Raw genomic sequence first — 17,265 nt, 5'->3', positions numbered from 1 at the left:
AACACTCGCGCAATGCTTACAGATATAAGGGAAGTTGTTAACTGTTTTATGGAAAACAAAAAATGAAAATTAAGATATATATTTTAAAAATCATTGTTTTCCTGTAAGATACCAATATATAAAAACCCTGTCGATTTGTCGACTTACTTAGAAAACGCGAGGAAAACATAAATTATGGAATTAGAAAAAAGTCTTGAAAAAAGTTGGAGCAATCAACAAAACATAGGTTTAACAGCATATTTAAAGAAAATGAAGGGCGAAGCTAGGGAAAAAGACAGAATAGATTATATGGATTCCTTTGTTTCAGCTATAGGTGGGCTCATTGCTATTATCATTATTAGTTTTATAGCTTTCCATTTAGGATACCCTATGGCATTAGCTCCTCTTGGGGCGAGCTGTGTTATTGTTTTTGGTGCGCATAAAAGTCTCTTGTCTCAACCACGGAATGTTATTGGAGGACATATTATCTCTACTACATCAGCTCTTATCATTTGGAGCTTCTTTGGTAAAAGCCTGCTCATTATCGGTCTAACATTGGCTATTGTATTGATTATAATGACCTGCACAAAGACTGTTCATCCCCCCGCAGCGGCAAGTGCCCTTGTTTCTATTAATTCTCAGGCTGGTTGGGGATTCCTGATTTCAATTGTAATAGGTACCTTATTATTAGTTTTTATATCGATGATCTATAATAACTTATTTCAAACAAGACAATATCCAAAGCACTGGTTTTGAAAAATTAATATATTAACCAAACGGGTGCTTCATTTGTGACTGTATTATAGCTCCTCACTTATTTGATAACTGCTTTACTTCAATAAGCGGGGAGCTGCGCTTTTTCTTACTAATAGAATTAAAAACCTTACTTACCATCACATTACATAAAATAACGTATGATAATGATTTGCTAAAGCTTGATGGGGAGTGGTAAAATCCCATTAAAAAAGGTGAATGTTCATGTCTGAACCAACATTAGGAGATTCTTATCAAATCAGTTTGCAAAATATTCGCCATCACTCACAGCATATCCATTTAGGAATAGAAATTCTTTTCGTAATTCGGGGAGAAGTTGAAGTTATCGTCAATCAAGATTCCTGGCATTTGGCGGAAAATGATCTCCTGCTAATTAATGCTAATGATGTTCATACCGTTAAGGGGCACGAAGATAATGTAGTATTATTGCTGCAAATTCCCCTAAATTCCATCGAGCAGCTTTATCAGGATATTCATGTGTGTTATTTCGACTGCCATTCATCCAAAGAGGATAATGGGCTATATCTTCTGTTTGATCAGATCCGTCAACTCTTGGCTGAAATTTTGATCGCACATTACCAAGAGCAGGATGGAAGTGAACTTGAAATCAACAGCCTGATTTACAAGTTAGTTACACTCCTTATCCGAAATTTCAAAACCACAAATCTCGGGCAGAATCGATTTATCGAAATGAAGGATGAAAGAATTAGGGAAATCCTTACTTTTATTGAAAAAAATTATCGTAAACAAGTGTCTTTAGAAGAGATTGCCAAACGGCAATATTTATCCCTATACTATTTGTCCCGTTATTTCAAGCAGGCTGTTGGTGTCAGCTTTTCACAATATATAAAACAAATCCGCTTGAAATCAGCTGTTCATGAGCTGTTATATACCGATCATACCATTATGAAAGTCTCGTTAAATAATGGTTTTCCAAATGTGAAAGCTTTTAACAAGGCTTTTAAGGAAATGTACAATCAAACACCTGCAGAATATCGTGGTCTTCATAAAAAAGAACCTTTCCATGAAGTAAATAATATAAGCGAACAATATACTCTGGTGAATTCGCCGGACTTTTTAATTGAATTGAGCAAGTATATTTCGCAAAAGGACCAAAATGTTACGGTGAAAGAATCGGGGGTTTCTGCGGTACATATTAATCTTCCGCAAGAGCCTGTTCTTGTCCGGGATAAAGCCCAGCGATTACTGGTGATTGGAAAGCTGGAATATGCCTTAAATGAAGAAGTCCAAGCAGAATTAAAGCTTGTTCAGGAGCAGCTTCATTTTGAATATGCCTATTTCACGAACCTATTATCTCCCGCTTTTACGACAATGGACCCGTTTTTGCAAATAGGAGGGCCTTATTATAAGATTGATGCGTTATTTAACGAATTTCAAAGGCTGGGTTTAATTCCATTCATTAGCGTTGAGATTGAAAAGGAAGTCGTAAGCAGCCCCGATTATATAAGGATGTTAGATGATTTTTTACAGCACGCCGTCAGTTATTTTGGAGATGACTTTGTCGGGAAGTGGCAATTTGAATTGGTGTTCACCGAGTGGGATCAAAAAGCCCGGACTTTTTATCAAGAATACCTTCAAACTGTTAAAAAGAGGGCTTCCACCGCAAAAGTTGGAATTCATGTACCATTTTCCTTAGAAAACGGATTATCAGTCCCTGTTACTGAATTTTTAAAGCAAATGGATCAAATTGACCTGGTGTGCTTCAGCTGCAATCCAAATGAACAATTGGACTTTACCGATATGGATAACAGTTCCTTCAAGGGAGTAAAAGATTATATAAAAAAGTCGTGTATTGAATTAAAAGCAAACCTTTCTTCAGCTGGCTTGGCTGGCACACCAATTTACTTGACAAACTGGAATACACTTTACGGTAATACAGTAAATTTAAGTGGAACTTTTTTTCGATCAGCTCTCATTTTTAAAGACATGCTTGATGTTATAAAAGAGATTTCCGGTTTGGGATTTTGGATTGATACCCATTCATTAGAAAATAGTAATATGAATAATGATAATATTGCAATGAATGGAATTGCCCTCCTTTATTATTATCAAATAAAACGTCCGGCGTTTTTTAACATGCAATTTATCGCAAAAATTGGGCAAGAAATTTTAGCCGAAGGTGAGGACTTTATACTGACGAAGGGGAAACAAGGGTACCAATTAGCTATATATAACAATTCCTATGTAAATCCCACTTATTCTGTCGAAAGCTTCTTTTTGAGCTCCTTAACAAAGGAAAAGAAAATCATGATTTCAGGGCTGCCTTCTGGCACTTATCAAATTCGCAAATACATTCTCGATAGAAATAACGGTGCATTTTACTTTAATTGGCTCAATCTCAATCAGCAGTATATCTATGATCAAGAGATCATTGCGTATCTCAAGCAGCGAGCCTATCCAGATTTGCAAATCTATGAGGAAAACATTGCCTCGGAGCTCTTATTACAATCCACTTTGACGTTAAATGCCATTCATCTCTTTGAAATTAGGCCATTAGGTTAAAACTTAATGGTCTTTTTTTGTTGTTTGGATAAGCCAAGTTATGAAAAAGGGCAAATGATGGAGTGTGTTTTCGACAATGATTGGAATGTTTTAAATAGTTAAAAAAATTATAATGAAGACAAGAAAGCGATTACATAAATATTAATTCGGAGGTAGCCTTTTATGTCTGTTTCTCAAGGAACGATTAAGAAGCAAAGCGATGCAAAACTTTCGGTATCAAAGGAAAAGAATACCGGGGGAGTTTTGTTGACTACAGCTTTAATGGCTGGTTATTCCATGATTTACATGGACAAAAACATGATTTCGACTGCAATTATCCCAATTGCAGAACAATTCCATCTAACAACAAGTCAAACCGGTTTGATAATGAGTTTATTTTTCTTGGGTTATTCGTTAATGCAGATACCTGGGGGATGGCTCGCAGATAGGATTGGATATAAAAAGGTACTGATGCTTTCGCTTTCGCTCATTACGATATTTTCATTTGCATTTGGCCTTGCTGGAAGCTTATTGATGTTTATTTTGATTCGTTTCTTGGCTGGTATTGGCCATGCAGGCTATCCTCCAAGCTGTTCAAAAGGAATCGCCGAAAATTTCCCGAAAACAAGACGAACTTTTATTCAATCGCTCATTTTGTCAACGAGTGGAATTGGCGGAATTTTTGCGTTTGTAATCGGGGCACGGCTGATTGACATAAATTGGCACTATGCCTACTATGCACTGGGGACATTTTTTGCCATTGCGTTACTTATGGTTGCTTTATTGGTACCTAATAGCCAACCAACTGCCAAAACGAAGATTGAAAAGAAACAAGTTAGTTTTAAGTCAGTGATTTCTAATCGAAATGTAATTATTTTATTCGTTGCCATGCTGCTGGCGAATGTGGCTTTTTACGGAAATATGTCATGGCTGCCAACTTTCCTAAAGACAAAATTTTCACTATCCATTAGTACGGTAGGGATAATTCTGGCAGTGAACGCTATTGGAGGAACATTAGCCTCCATATTTGCAGGTGTATTGTTGACAAAATATTTCGCTAGCAAGGAAAAGTTACTGTTAATGGTATGTTCAGTCCTTTCATCCTTGTTGTTTCTTGGTTTAGTATTCTCAAATTCCTTGGCCCTTTCCATTGCTTTCTTATATGTGCTCACATTTTTACTAACCACTATTTTTGTGGGAATTTTCTCTTGGCCGCACAAAATTTTGCCTGAGAAAGTAATTGGGTCATCCATTGGGATCGTCAATACGGGTGGAACGCTTGGGGGCTTTATTGCACCAATGGCATTCGGTGCTTTAATTTCCATGGCTGGTGGATCGTTTTCTATCGTTTTTATCACCTTGGCAATAGCCGTAGTAATATGCGGTCTAGTTTTACTTACCGTTAAAACAGAAAAATAATAGGAGGGAAAATGATGTTAGATCAACTAATGCAAAAACTTGAAGAGAAAAAAGAAAGAATGATTGAAATACGCAGATATCTCCATCAACATCCTGAATTATCTTTTAAAGAAGAAAAAACGGCCCAATATATTGCTGATTTTTATAAAGATAAAAATGTAATAATACGGACAAATGTTGGCGGATATGGAGTGGTAGTTAAAATCGAAGGCGGACTGGCAGGTAAAACGGTTGCCCTGCGTGCTGATTTTGATGGACTGCCCATTATGGAAGAGACAGATGTACCTTTTAAATCGGTTAATCCAGGTGTTATGCATGCATGTGGTCATGATGGACACACTGCCTATTTAATGATATTAGCCGAAGCATTAATCGAAATGAAAGACCAATTAAGAGGAAACGTCGTTATCTTGCATCAGCCTGCGGAAGAAACGCCTCCTGGTGGAGCGATTGCCATGATTGAAGATGGATGTTTGGAAGGTGTGGATAGTATTTTCGGTATTCACCTAATGTCCCCGTCGGTGACCGGGGAAGTCTACTATCGTTCTGGAGAAATGCAGGCCGGACGCTCATATTTCAAAGTGAAAATCCAAGGAAAAGGCGGACATGGTTCGATGCCGCATACAAGCAATGACAGTATTGTCGCAGCAAGCCATTTTGTTGTAGCAGCCCAGACGATTGTCAGTCGCCGAATCAATCCTTTTGATATGGCGACAGTAACGATTGGCTCGTTTGATGGAAAGGGATCATTTAATGTCATAAAGGACAGCGTGGAACTTGAAGGAGACGTTAGAACCATGTCCAGTGAAGTTCGTGCTAAAGTGGAAACGGAATTCAAGCGAATCCTAGCGGGGCTTGCTCAAGAATTTGACATTACCTATGACTTAATATATTCGCATGATTACCCTGTTTTGGTGAATGATAATGCCATGACTGAACTGGTTGTAAATGGGATTAAAAAGGCTGGAATTCCTGAAATCAAAGCATTAATGGAAACACCGCCAATGTCCGGTTCAGAGGATTTTGCTTACTATTTGCAAAGAATTCCTGGCAGTATGTTTTATGTTGGAGCAAAGCCGGAGAATGGACCAGTTTATCCTCACCATCATCCTAAATTTGTCATTAATGAGGACAGCCTTATCATCGCGGCAAAAGCAATGGCTGCAGTGGTTGCGGAATATTTTGGGCAGAAGTAAAAAAAAGGAAAAAGGGGACGGTTCTTATGCCTGCGGCGTGGGAACCTTCTTCTTTATAGGAGTGATCACATGTCATTTACTAATTTAAAAGAGTTAATTGAACAAGCAGAGCAGGAAAACTCAACTATTTCGGAATTGATGATCAAAACAGAGGTACAACAGAAAGGCTGTTCGAGGGAAACGATTATCGAAAAAATGTCAGAACAATTTACTGTAATGGAGGAGGCTGTCCGCAGAGGTACAATGAGTCCAGTCATGTCGCGTACTGGTTTGACTGGTGGGGATGGAAACCGTCTTTATCAGTATGCCCAAAACGGTAATTCATTTGTCAATCCTAAAACATTGAATGCTGCAGCAAATGCGCTCGCGGTATCAGAAGTAAATGCTGCAATGGGGCGGATTGTGGCAACGCCAACAGCTGGTTCAGCGGGAATCTTGCCAGCTGTCCTTGTTCACGCACTTGACAGCGGGAAATTTACCCGAGAGCAGCTTGTGCAGACAATATTCACTGCCTCTGCTCTCGGCTTAGTTGTTGCCAATAAAGCTTCGATATCAGGGGCAGCCGGCGGGTGCCAAGCTGAAATAGGATCAGCAACCGCAATGGCAGCCGGCACCCTGGTAGAGCTTGCCGGTGGAACACCAATGCAGGTTGGAAATGCCGTCGGAATTGCTTTAAAAAATTCATTGGGTTTGGTTTGTGACCCGGTTGCTGGGCTGGTGGAAATCCCGTGCATCATCCGCAACGGTTTACATGCAATTACCGCCCAAGCTGCTGCGGATATGGCTTTAGCCGGGATAGCCTCGGTCATCCCGCCGGATGAAGTGATCCATGTGATGCATGAAGTCGGACAGCAAATGCCCGAATCGTTGAGAGAAACCGGGATAGGCGGTCTTGCCGGAACTCCGACCGGGCAAAAATTAAAGAAGCAGATTTTAAATGAAAAAACTAGTGGCTGTGGGCCGGCAAAATACCAAAGTGCGTATGAAATCATCGGTCCCGTAATGGTTGGCCCTTCGAGTTCCCATACAGCAGGGGCTGTCCGGATCGGGAATATTGCCCGCCAGCTACTAAATGAAAATCCAGTATATGCAAAGTTCTCGCTGATGGGCTCTTTCGCAGAAACCTATCAAGGCCATGGAACAGACCTAGCTCTTTTAGCCGGTGTGCTCGGGTTATCTACCATGGATGACGGCATTCCAAATTCAAAGGAAATTGCTGAGGAAAATGGCTTACAATATGAATTCACGAAACGGGTGCTTGGAAGCTACCATCCAAATACGGTTCTCGTAGAATTGACAGGGTTCACACGTACTGTAAAGGTTTTGGCCAGCTCTTTAGGCGGTGGTAAAGTGGAGGTTCAAGAATTCGATGAGTATCCATTTAAATTTTCAGGTGAAAGGCCAACACTTGTTATTCGCCATTCCGACCAAAAAGGGGTTATTGCTGAATTATCGGAAATACTATATCAAAAGGGGTTCAATATAGCCCGTATGGCCAATGAACGTTCCAAAATCAATGGTGCTGCAATAACAATTTGTGAAATCGACAATACAATCGAAGACACTCTCTTATCTTTATTAAAAAGAGAGATTCCGACTATTGACGAAATTGTATTGGTTCAAACTAAGTAGTTACCTATAAAATCATCAATTAAGCTCGTAATCGTATTTTCGCTGATGCAAGAAAGCATGATATGCGAATGAAATTCATAAAAGGCATTCGGAATTCGGAATGAATTCGTTCCGAATGCCTTTTGTCTATAATATGATGCCAATCTTAAGGGCAAAATTTAATAGGGGAAATTCCAAAAAGACGGAAGTGCAAAATAATAATTCCATATATCAGCAACTACTAAATCGGACAGCATATTAAAATATGAAACCAACGATCATAATCCGACTTTGTCATGGCTTTTAGGGCAACAATAATGCCTGCATAGGACATAGCATCGTAAGTCCTCGTGCAATAAAGCTCTTCAGCTAGACGGTGCTTTCAGGGAATCAACTAGACGTTGAATTTTCAGAAAGCAAGATTTCCAATATGCTTGACCTTGTGAAAAATACAATTCACGATTCGCCAGAACGAAATCAGCTATGAATAATTTTCTATACACCGTGGGGATTTCATATTTGCCGCACCATGAAAAGGCAGTCGAGACTGCAAAGGCTGACAAGAAAAAAGCAGCTTTCTAAAAGCTTACGAAAGTATTCAAAAAGAAGTCGAAACAGGAAGGATTGGTTTTAAACGCAAGTATGTAAGATGTTAAAATTAGCACTTTTTTATTATTCCTTATCCGTAAAGTTTTTTTAACAAATGAGCCTGTATCCACCTTGGATCAGGCTTTCTTGTATATATAGAAAAGTAATCACGAGAGATATTATGTTTTTAGACATTGAAAAAATATCATGCTTGAATCTGCGATTGTCTAGAATTCTTTTTGAAAATCACCTTCGCTTTAAAATGTGAGAACAAATAACAGCCTATAATCACAATACCACTACCAATCCCTTGTATCCACGTCATTTTTTCACCTAATAATAGAAAAGCTAAAATTGCAGTAAAAATAGGATTAAAATTCAAGAAAATACCTGATGTTGTTGTACCTAATTTTTGTACACCAATATTCCAAAGTACCATACATGCTACAGTTGAGATAACGCCTGTATATAAAATAGATTGTATGAAGGAAGTATTTATATTAGACACTGTAAAATTGGAAAAATTAAACGGTAGAAGAACTATAAGTCCAAATATACCAGAATATAACGTAGACATCATGGGTGTTGTCGTTACCATTGCCCATTTGCTACAAACGGAATATATTCCCCAAACGCATACAGCAGCCATCATATATAAATCACCTGTATTAAATCGTAATGAAAGGAAAAGATCAATATTTCCTTTTGAAAGTACAAGTATTACGCCAATAAGCGAAAAAAACATAGAAAACATTTGTAGAATATTAATTCTTTCTTTTAAAAAGAAAAATGAAAAAATAGCAATTGAAATCATGTTTAATGTTGATATTAATCCAACATTAGTCGCGGATGTTTTCTCTAATGCTACAAATTGCAATAGGTTAAATAGAACCACACCTGTAATTCCCATCAAAAATAAAGGAAGGATTGCACTTCGAGGAGGAAATATCTTTTTTTCTTTCCACCATACAATCGGCAAAAGACAACTAACAGCAATGATCCACCTTAAACTCGTCAATGTCATCGGAGAAGCATGTTCGACAAGCGACTTTCCAACGACAAAGTTTCCACCCCATAACAAACTTGTTACAAGTAATAACGAAAAATAATAATATTGCATTTCATTTTGCTCCTTTACATCTTTCACTGTTTAAGTAAAAGGATCGAAGCCATTGTGCACAATGACATTTCAATTTTTACAATTATTTATTAATAATTTTAACATTTTAGATCGTTACTTAATATATTATTTTGTATAATAGAAGAAACTTAGAATAATATTAATGAATATTGCCGATAAACAGAATTAAATTTTGTTTTGCTATTGAAGTGATACTATTTTTGGAACATTTGTAAAAGGAGTGACTATAAGTGGAATCTATCGTAAGCAAGGTTCTAGATAATGTTGATATTCAAATTTTAGATTTACTGCAAAAGGATGCACAGTTAAGTAATACTGAGCTCGCAAAGCGTGTCAAGTTATCTCCCCCAGCTATACATTCAAGGATAAAACGTTTGGAAAATGAAGGGTTTATTAATGGACAAGTAGCAATTTTAAACCAGGAGAAGCTAGGTTTTGATTTATTATGTTTCATTTTTATTAGTACAAATATACATCAAGCTGAAGAACTGGAAGTTTTGGAAAAGGCATTAGCTTCTATGTCAGAAGTATTAGAGTGTCATTGTTTAACTGGTGAGTATGATTATCTTCTAAAAGTGGCTAATAAAGATCGGAAGGAATTAGAAATATTTATTAGAAAGTTAAATAAACTAGGCATAACAAAAATTCAAACTAGCCTAGCTCTTAGAGAAATTAAATATTCAACTGTTTTACCTATATGGGAAGAAAAGTCCCGTTCGTAAAAGTACACTTTATCGAACGTGTTTTATAGAACAAGAGAGAGAGAAAAGGTAGAAGAAGAAATAAAAAAATGAAGTCCTTTATAGATTGGATCGCAAGGAACGAGTCATTTAAGATTATTCTTATCACTTCAAGAGAATTGGGCAGGTACACTATGTCTTTCAATAATTACATCTCAACATCACTAGAAATACAAGCTTATGATCGATCCCGATAAAATCATTGCGTTAGAAATTTGAAATTTATAATTCCAACTGTATGCCATATATTTTTTCTTGAAAATGGATTGCTCAACCAGTTTAAGCACTGAGCCGTGGATCGATTAAAAAGCAGTGCACTCTTTATGAGCTGCACTGCTTTTTAAAATTTTATCCCGTTTATTATGGTCTTTAATTAGAAAAACGGTATTAAAGTATGCTGAATGAATCATTATCTTTATTTATTTATTTATTTAACAAAACAGCTTCTTCGTTTCTAGGTTGTAGAGCCATTTGTAGTGCTCTTTTTTCTTCATCGTTTAAAGGGACCAATGGTAACCGGACACCTCCAACATTTAACCCCCGCATATTTAATGCTGATTTTACTGGTGCGGGGCTTGGTGCAGCAAATAATGCTTTCATGATTGGAAGAAGGTTACGATGTGTAGCGGCAGCACCATGGACATCACCATTTTTAAAGCTATTTATCATTTCTTGCATTTCATTACCAATTATGTGTGAAGAAACCGAAACAATTCCTGTTCCACCGATGGCTAAAACCGGTAATGTTAACCCATCATCGCCGCTGTACAATGTAAAATCACCAGTTGTTTTGCTTATGATTTGTGCCATGGCATCTAAGTCACCACTTGCCTCTTTTACTGCCACAATATTGTTGATTCTTGAGAGGTTAACAATCGTCTCTACTGACATGTTTACAACACTTCGTCCTGGAATATTATAGAGCATTACCGGTAAAGATGTTGATTGGGCAATAGCCTTAAAGTGCTGAAATAATCCTTCTTGAGACGGCTTGTTATAGTATGGGGTAACGAGCATTATTCCGTCGACTCCCGCTGCCTCAGCTTGCCTTGTTAAGTTGATGGAAGCTTTCGTGTTATTTGAGCCAGTTCCAGCTATGACAGGAACTCTTCCATCAACAACTTCAACAACAATTTTGAATAAATCCAGTTTCTCTTCTGTTGTTAATGTAGGGGACTCTCCAGTTGTACCAGCTATTACTAATCCATCAGAGCCATTAGCAATTAAATAGTTTACTAAAGTTCTCGTAGCATTAAAATCAACCTCATCATTATGATTGAACGGGGTAACCATTGCGGTTAAAACTTGGCCAAAATTCATAACTTCACACCCTTTTGTATGATTTTTAAAAATATTCAGAGGTGGTGGGCCATTCAGGAGTAAACGCAAAAAAGCAACAACGAGGATTCGCTGCTGCAGTAGAAACAATATTTATCAAAAAAATGTTTCCGCGCATAAGATAGCCCTCCATATAGTTTCCTATATGACAGTCCTGTATTTATTCAATAGCAGAACCAGCTTCAAGAACATGAGATTCTTTCGGCTTCGGCAAATTCCCCTTTCCACAATAGTCATAGGATCTCATTCTCCTCAAAATGTGTACTAATGGTTTTTGCTCCTCTATCCTCACTTCAAAAGTATGAAGCAAGAAAATATTTAATTGACTGTAATATAACAAGGAATCCTTTCTATTGCAAGGCAATTTAGAAAATTTTTTTTAGAATACATGAATAATCAATGAAAATGGATACGGTATAGGGCTGGATTCATCTTTTTTAGATTATGTAATCTTAACATTAATAGTTTTATAGATATATTCTGTTTCATAGGTGATTGGGCTTTTAGAAGCACAACCTGTCGAATAAGGGTTTGTATTATCATAGGACAATGCTAATGCTTTATTCATCGGTGTCGGTGCAATCGCAAAAAACAGTCCAAAGACAAGAGTTATTACCATCACAATATTTAATAATTTTTTATAATAACCTCTCTCCTTTCCTTCTTCTAGACTTTACCATATCAAAATTGGTATTTCTATGTACTGTGGAACCATTTACCATTTTACGGGTAACTACGTAGTTGAGGGATAGGATTCCATTCCCATTAAGAAATGGAAAATCAATACCAAAAACGAGACAAAAGTGAATGGAACGAATACTGGCCTTAGTCCTTTTTTGATTTATTAATATATAAATTACATTGGTCTTATATTTTATTAATAATGTAAAGTTACTATTTTAATTGGTAAACACCTTAAAAATTTATAAACAAGGAGGATAGTTGTTGATCTGTTTAAAAAATACATAATTAGCTAAACGATAAATAGGAGGTATTGATTTTGAAAGGGAAAAATAAATTTGCAGCAATGCTGACAGTTGTAACGGTAGGATTAACAACTTCTTTATCAAGTGTACAAGCATTCTCGGAATCTTCAAATTCAGATAATAAACGTAAACCTGAGCTCGTTTTTCCAGTAATCAGTGATGTGCATATTGATGATGGAACAACAGCTGATATGAACAAGTTCAGAACAGCCATGGATCAATTAAATAAAGCTGCGCCTAGACAGGATGCTTTTGTTGTCGTTGGGGATTTAACGGACTATGGATACGCTTCTGAATATGATAAGTTCTTCTCCATTTATAATGAGAAGAAACAAGGTGGTGTCCAATCCATGTTTACAATGGGGAACCATGATTATTGGAATGGACTTTCCGTTGAAAAGGCACAAAATCGTTTTCTCGAGAAAACAGGAATGGATTCTCTTTACTATCATAAAAAAGTAAATGGATATGATTTTATTACGTTAAGTCCGGAAAATGGTAATACGCATGGTTTATATTCCGTTAATCAAATTAACTGGCTAGGTGAAAAGTTAGCTGCAGCAGAAAAAGAGAATCCGGACCAACCAATCTTTGTTTTTCTTCATCAACACATTAAAGACACTGTGTATGGAAGTGACTTGTGGGGAACTCAGGAAAATAAAGAACTTTTATATGATACTTTAAAGAAACATCCACAGGTAATTACATTTTCAGGCCATTCTCATTATCCACTCGAAGACCCGAGAACGATTCATCAAAAAGACTTTACGTCAGTTGGCACGTCTTCTGTAAGTTATTTGGAATTGGAGCCAGGCAAACTTCAAGGGTTCCATCCAGAAGGATATCGGGATATTAGTCAAGGAATGATTGTAGAAGTTTATAATAATGAAGTTGTCATTAAAAAACGTGACTTTCATAAAGACGATTGGACAGGAAAACCATGGGTAATAAAAAATCCTTCTAAAAAAAATAAATTTAAATATACAGACGATCGAGATCAGTTACCACCGGTTTTTGCAGTTAAAGATAAGGCTTCGATTGTAGAAGAAAAATCTACACTAAGAAGTTTAAATGTAACATTTCCACAGGCAAAAGATAACGCACTCGTACATTCATATCACATTACAGCCAAAAACAAGGAAACAGGGGAGATGGACGCAGATATCACCGCATTTTCTGAATTCTATTATGATCCTGTGCCAAAGAATTTAGAGTTCCCTGTTGCTGGACTTAAGCCAGGTACTGATTATGAAATTAAGGTACAAGCACTAGATTCATTTAACAATAGCAGTAAAAAGGTGTTACTGGCTGATGGTCAGACAAAAGCCCTGGAAATGGTCTCGGCACAAGCTTCTCCTTCTTTAGTAACAGAAGGTGAATCGACTGCACTCCAAGTGAAGGTGAAAAATTATGGAAGTAAAAGTATGAACGGGAAAATTAAAGTTGATGCACCTGAAGGTTGGAGTGTAGAGCACAATGAACTTGAGTATGTGCTATCAGGAACAGAAGAAAAAATATTGACAATAAAAGCTACACCTAGCAAGGAGATATCGGGTTCATCACAATTCAAGATTACTGCTTACGAGGAAGGCCAAATAATTGGCTCCAAGAAAATAAATGTATTCGTCAACATGATGCTTGGAGAAAGTTTTGACCAATTAGAGTCTGCATTAAAGCCAGCAGTGAATGAAAACATTCCAAGTTCCATTCTCGGTTGGAGCCATACAGCTCCTAATGGCTGGTCGGTTACGAATAGCTCGAATATGCCAGCTGGTACAGAAGAGTGGCAAGGGTGGAGCTTCACAACAAAGGACTTTTGGACAAAAGCAGAAGACCAAGAGCGTAACAAATTTGAACTTGGTCAAGGTGTTATAGCAGTAGCGGATCCTGATGAATGGGATGATAACGGTTCACCAGCAGCAAAAGGCTTTTTTGATAGTACATTAACTTCACCTACTGTAAAAGTTGATGATGCCAAAGAGCTATACTTAGGATTTGCATCTCACTATAAACAAGAAGGAACGCAAACAGCTGAAGTGACTGCTGTCTTTGATAATGGGGAAAAACAACAAGTTCTCGTTTATGACAATAAAGCTGCTTCGGATAATAAAAATGGACATGTTTTGAATAAGTATGAAGTTAAATCGATTAATGTTCCTGAAGATGCTGCCTCTATGAAATTACAATGGAGAATGCATAATGCTAAAAATAATTGGTTTTGGTCGATTGACGATATTAGATTGGATGACCAAATGATCGTTTCACCAAAGTAAAGAGAAGAACAGATGAACTTTTCTTGATATTTGTAAAATGCGGACTTTCCTTAAGGGGAAGTTCGCTTTTTCTCTATGTCTCACAAACTCTGGACAAATAAAAAATATTTTAACAAAAAACAAGCTAGCCGGAACCCCGCTGGAAGCTTGATAAACAGTCGGCGGAAAGAGAGCGGATTTCTGAAATCAAGCTGGAACGTTTTTCAAATAAAAAAACTGTAAACCGACAATAGAATAGGATTTTTTTCATGTATTTTAGAAAATTTTAAGATTTGTGTGATATGTTTTTTTAAGTACTAAAAAAGTTATCGTAGGAAACATCTTTTTATGCAAGAACAGCAGATAAACAACTTTTCTATAAATGAGTAAACGAAAGATCGAAGCGGGGTGAAAATATTTGTCAATTAAAATGAGATTTCTGTTGTCCTACGTTGGCGTAATCCTTATTTCCATCACTTTGTTTTTAACAGCTGGATTTTTACTTATTTTTGCGATAACAGGTGATGTAAAAGCGATAGAACATTTATACAAAAAATCTTATCTCCAAAAACCTTTGACTGCAGTAGAGGAGAGTGTGTTTCTCGATTTAAAGCTTTTGGCAAAAAATAATCCTGAGCAGCTTCTAAATGAAGAACAACTGAAGAAGATTGAACATGGAGATATTAAGATTGTCGTTAGAAAAGGTAAAAACATTGATTATGCGTCCCAAACACTAGATAAGCCAGGCTTGATACAATCACTTCCCAAGTTCGAAGAAACGAATATCAATACGCGGGACACAATCAAAATGAAAGACTTTTTTTTCACCTATGTGAAGTTTGATTTTTATTTTTCTGATAAAAGTGAAGGAAGTATTTTTGTATTGAGAAAGGCAAGTTCATATGCCGAGCTGACTCGAGAGCTCTTTCCCATTTTATTCGCTCTATTGTTATTACTGTTTGTAATGATTATTGGACTATTAAATTATTTAGTTTCACGTAGCATCATCAAACCGATCTCAATTCTTAAAGAAGGCGCAGAGCGGATAAAATCAGGAGATTTAAACTTTGAAATCAAGGCGACTTCGAATGATGAAATCGGGCAATTGAATAGAGCTTTTGAGGAAATGAGAAAAAAGTTAAAAGAGTCCGTAAACATTCAGCTTCAGTATGAGGAAAATCGCAAAGAGCTTCTCTCTAATATTTCCCATGACTTGAAAACACCGATCACTTCGATTATGGGGTATGTTGAGGGGATTAAAGACGGAGTAGCAAACACCCCACAGAAAATGGACAAGTATTTATCGACTGTATACCTAAAAGCAAGAGATATGGATTCATTGATAGATGAATTATTTTTATTTTCCAAGTTGGATTTGAAAAAAGAACCATTCACTTTTGAAACGGTCAGGTTAGATAAGTATTTAAAAGACTACGTAGAAGAACTTCAACTGGATTTACTTCAACTAGGGATCCAGATTGAACTTCATCAGGTGAATAAACCGATATACGTGACAGCGGATAGAGAGAAACTGAAACGCGTATTGGCCAACCTGATCAGCAATTGTGTAAAGTATATGAATAAAGATGAAAAACACATTTCCATTTCTCTGCATGAAGGACTATATGATGTTGTTGTACAAGTAACGGATAATGGCTATGGAATAGAATCTTCTGCTTTGCCTTATATATTTAACCGCTTTTATCGTGCTGAGGAATCTAGAAATTCCCGGACAGGTGGAAGTGGTTTAGGACTTGCGATTGCAAAAAAAATTATCGGCGAGCATGGTGGAGATATTTGGGCTACTAGCGAGATAGGAAAAGGTACAAGTGTCTTTTTTTCCATAAAGAAAGGTGAGGAAATGTGAAAAAGATATTACTTATTGAAGACGAAGTCAGTATTGCTGAATTGCAAAGGGACTATTTGGAAATTAATGATTTTAGTGTTGATATTCAACATACTGGTGATGCAGGTCTCCAACAGGCCCTTCAAGGAAATTATCATTTAATCATTTTGGATATCATGCTTCCAGGGTTGAATGGTTTTGAGATATGTAAACAAATACGTGCTGTCAAGAATATCCCGATTTTGCTTGTATCCGCCAAAAAGGAAGATATCGATAAAATTAGGGGGCTTGGTCTAGGGGCAGATGATTATATTACAAAACCATTTAGTCCAAGTGAACTAGTTGCAAGAGTGAAAGCGCATATAGCGCGGTATGAACGTTTATCAGGAAGTCACCCCAAATCTAATTCAATCTATGTTCATGGGATTTCAATAGATAAGTCAGCGCGCAGAGTTCACATAAACGGAGAAGTGGTGCCGTTTACAACAAAGGAATTCGATACTTTGGTGTTTTTTGTCATGCATCCGAATCAAGTATTAAGCAAAGAGCAGCTTTATGAAAATATTTGGGGATTGGAATCGGCTGCGGATGTTTCGACTGTAACCGTCCATATCAGGAAACTACGTGAAAAAATTGAAAGAAATCCTGCACATCCTAAATTTTTGGAAACCGTTTGGGGAGCAGGGTATCGCTTTAATGTTTAAATAGCATGTTAAGGACCCGTCACGAAGTGGCGGTTTTTTTTATAAACATTAAGAAATTTTATTAATAAGTTAATCATTTTTTAAGAAATTGTTTAGAGGGAGTTTAAGGTTAAGCATTAACATAATGAAGACGGAATAAGTAAGCAACTAAAAATAAAAGGGAGAAAAAAACATCATGAAACCTAAAGA

11 protein-coding genes, 2 pseudogenes and 1 riboswitch are annotated in these 17,265 nt (G+C 36.9%); of the genes and pseudogenes, 10 read left to right on the top strand and 3 right to left on the bottom strand.

Annotation, left to right across the window (positions count from 1 at the left end; translation table 11 throughout):
- Window positions 1–174: 174 nt before the first annotated feature.
- From ACIROD_RS01295 to sdaAA, 5 genes are all read left to right on the top strand, one after another.
- Window positions 175–735, top strand: coding sequence for an HPP family protein (locus ACIROD_RS01295; RefSeq protein ID WP_260357799.1), 561 nt, complete (start codon window positions 175–177; stop codon window positions 733–735).
- A 222-nt stretch (window positions 736–957) separates the two neighbouring features.
- Window positions 958–3,276, top strand: a complete 2,319-nt coding sequence (locus ACIROD_RS01290; RefSeq protein WP_402937279.1) for a helix-turn-helix domain-containing protein — start codon at window positions 958–960, stop codon at window positions 3,274–3,276.
- Between the two features lie 162 nt (window positions 3,277–3,438).
- Complete coding sequence (locus ACIROD_RS01285; protein WP_402937277.1) at window positions 3,439–4,674, top strand: MFS transporter; 1,236 nt, start codon at window positions 3,439–3,441, stop codon at window positions 4,672–4,674.
- Window positions 4,675–4,688: 14 nt separating this feature from the next.
- Window positions 4,689–5,870 (top strand): amidohydrolase, encoded by a 1,182-nt coding sequence (locus ACIROD_RS01280; protein ID WP_402937275.1) that lies wholly within the window; start codon window positions 4,689–4,691, stop codon window positions 5,868–5,870.
- Window positions 5,871–5,939: 69 nt separating this feature from the next.
- Complete coding sequence (sdaAA, locus tag ACIROD_RS01275; protein WP_363320530.1) at window positions 5,940–7,502, top strand: L-serine ammonia-lyase, iron-sulfur-dependent, subunit alpha; 1,563 nt, start codon at window positions 5,940–5,942, stop codon at window positions 7,500–7,502.
- A gap of 212 nt (window positions 7,503–7,714) precedes the next feature.
- Here the strand turns inward: sdaAA and ACIROD_RS01270 are convergent.
- Window positions 7,715–7,815 (bottom strand): annotated as a pseudogene (locus ACIROD_RS01270) (DNA alkylation repair protein); the annotation flags it as partial.
- 45 nt (window positions 7,816–7,860) lie between these two features.
- Between ACIROD_RS01270 and ACIROD_RS01265 the strand changes: the two are divergent.
- Window positions 7,861–8,137: pseudogene (locus ACIROD_RS01265) on the top strand (DNA alkylation repair protein); the annotation flags it as partial.
- 137 nt (window positions 8,138–8,274) lie between these two features.
- Here the strand turns inward: ACIROD_RS01265 and ACIROD_RS01260 are convergent.
- On the bottom strand, window positions 8,275–9,189 hold the full coding sequence (locus ACIROD_RS01260; protein WP_402937273.1) for a DMT family transporter: 915 nt from the start codon (window positions 9,187–9,189) through the stop codon (window positions 8,275–8,277).
- Window positions 9,190–9,440: 251 nt separating this feature from the next.
- Here ACIROD_RS01260 and ACIROD_RS01255 point away from each other — a divergent pair, with 251 nt between their 5' ends.
- Window positions 9,441–9,932, top strand: a complete 492-nt coding sequence (locus tag ACIROD_RS01255) for an Lrp/AsnC family transcriptional regulator (RefSeq protein ID WP_230175854.1) — start codon at window positions 9,441–9,443, stop codon at window positions 9,930–9,932.
- A 441-nt stretch (window positions 9,933–10,373) separates the two neighbouring features.
- On the opposite strand, the gene dapA is transcribed toward ACIROD_RS01255, so the two are convergent.
- On the bottom strand, window positions 10,374–11,270 hold the full coding sequence (gene dapA, locus ACIROD_RS01250) for a 4-hydroxy-tetrahydrodipicolinate synthase (RefSeq protein ID WP_101225060.1): 897 nt from the start codon (window positions 11,268–11,270) through the stop codon (window positions 10,374–10,376).
- A gap of 132 nt (window positions 11,271–11,402) precedes the next feature.
- Window positions 11,403–11,581: riboswitch (Lysine riboswitch) on the bottom strand.
- A 707-nt stretch (window positions 11,582–12,288) separates the two neighbouring features.
- Here dapA and ACIROD_RS01245 point away from each other — a divergent pair.
- From ACIROD_RS01245 to ACIROD_RS01235, 3 genes are all read left to right on the top strand, one after another.
- Window positions 12,289–14,547 (top strand): metallophosphoesterase, encoded by a 2,259-nt coding sequence (locus ACIROD_RS01245; RefSeq protein WP_402937270.1) that lies wholly within the window; start codon window positions 12,289–12,291, stop codon window positions 14,545–14,547.
- Between the two features lie 397 nt (window positions 14,548–14,944).
- On the top strand, window positions 14,945–16,393 hold the full coding sequence (locus ACIROD_RS01240; protein WP_402937268.1) for a sensor histidine kinase: 1,449 nt from the start codon (window positions 14,945–14,947) through the stop codon (window positions 16,391–16,393).
- Window positions 16,390–17,076, top strand: a complete 687-nt coding sequence (locus ACIROD_RS01235) for a response regulator transcription factor (protein ID WP_101225055.1) — start codon at window positions 16,390–16,392, stop codon at window positions 17,074–17,076. Before ACIROD_RS01240 ends, ACIROD_RS01235 begins: the two co-directional genes overlap by 4 nt.
- The last annotated feature ends 189 nt before the right edge of the window (window positions 17,077–17,265 follow it).

Origin of the sequence: Peribacillus sp. NPDC101481 (genome assembly GCF_044767165.1) — a bacterium.
In the GTDB taxonomy this organism is placed as follows: domain Bacteria; phylum Bacillota; class Bacilli; order Bacillales; family DSM-1321; genus Peribacillus.
The sequence above is the reverse complement of the archived record's forward strand: the minus strand, read 5'-3'. Positions and strand labels throughout refer to the sequence as shown.

Bases quoted from the DNA above. Each gene is read 5' to 3' on its own strand.
- ACIROD_RS01285 (WP_402937277.1), top strand. From the start codon at position 3,439: ATGTCTGTTTCTCAAGGAACGATTAAGAAGCAAAGCGATGCAAAACTT.
- ACIROD_RS01295 (WP_260357799.1), top strand. From the start codon at position 175: ATGGAATTAGAAAAAAGTCTTGAAAAAAGTTGGAGCAATCAACAAAAC.
- dapA (WP_101225060.1), bottom strand. From the start codon at position 11,270: ATGAATTTTGGCCAAGTTTTAACCGCAATGGTTACCCCGTTCAATCAT.
- sdaAA (WP_363320530.1), top strand. From the start codon at position 5,940: ATGTCATTTACTAATTTAAAAGAGTTAATTGAACAAGCAGAGCAGGAA.
- ACIROD_RS01260 (WP_402937273.1), bottom strand. From the start codon at position 9,189: ATGCAATATTATTATTTTTCGTTATTACTTGTAACAAGTTTGTTATGG.
- ACIROD_RS01280 (WP_402937275.1), top strand. From the start codon at position 4,689: ATGTTAGATCAACTAATGCAAAAACTTGAAGAGAAAAAAGAAAGAATG.
- ACIROD_RS01290 (WP_402937279.1), top strand. From the start codon at position 958: ATGTCTGAACCAACATTAGGAGATTCTTATCAAATCAGTTTGCAAAAT.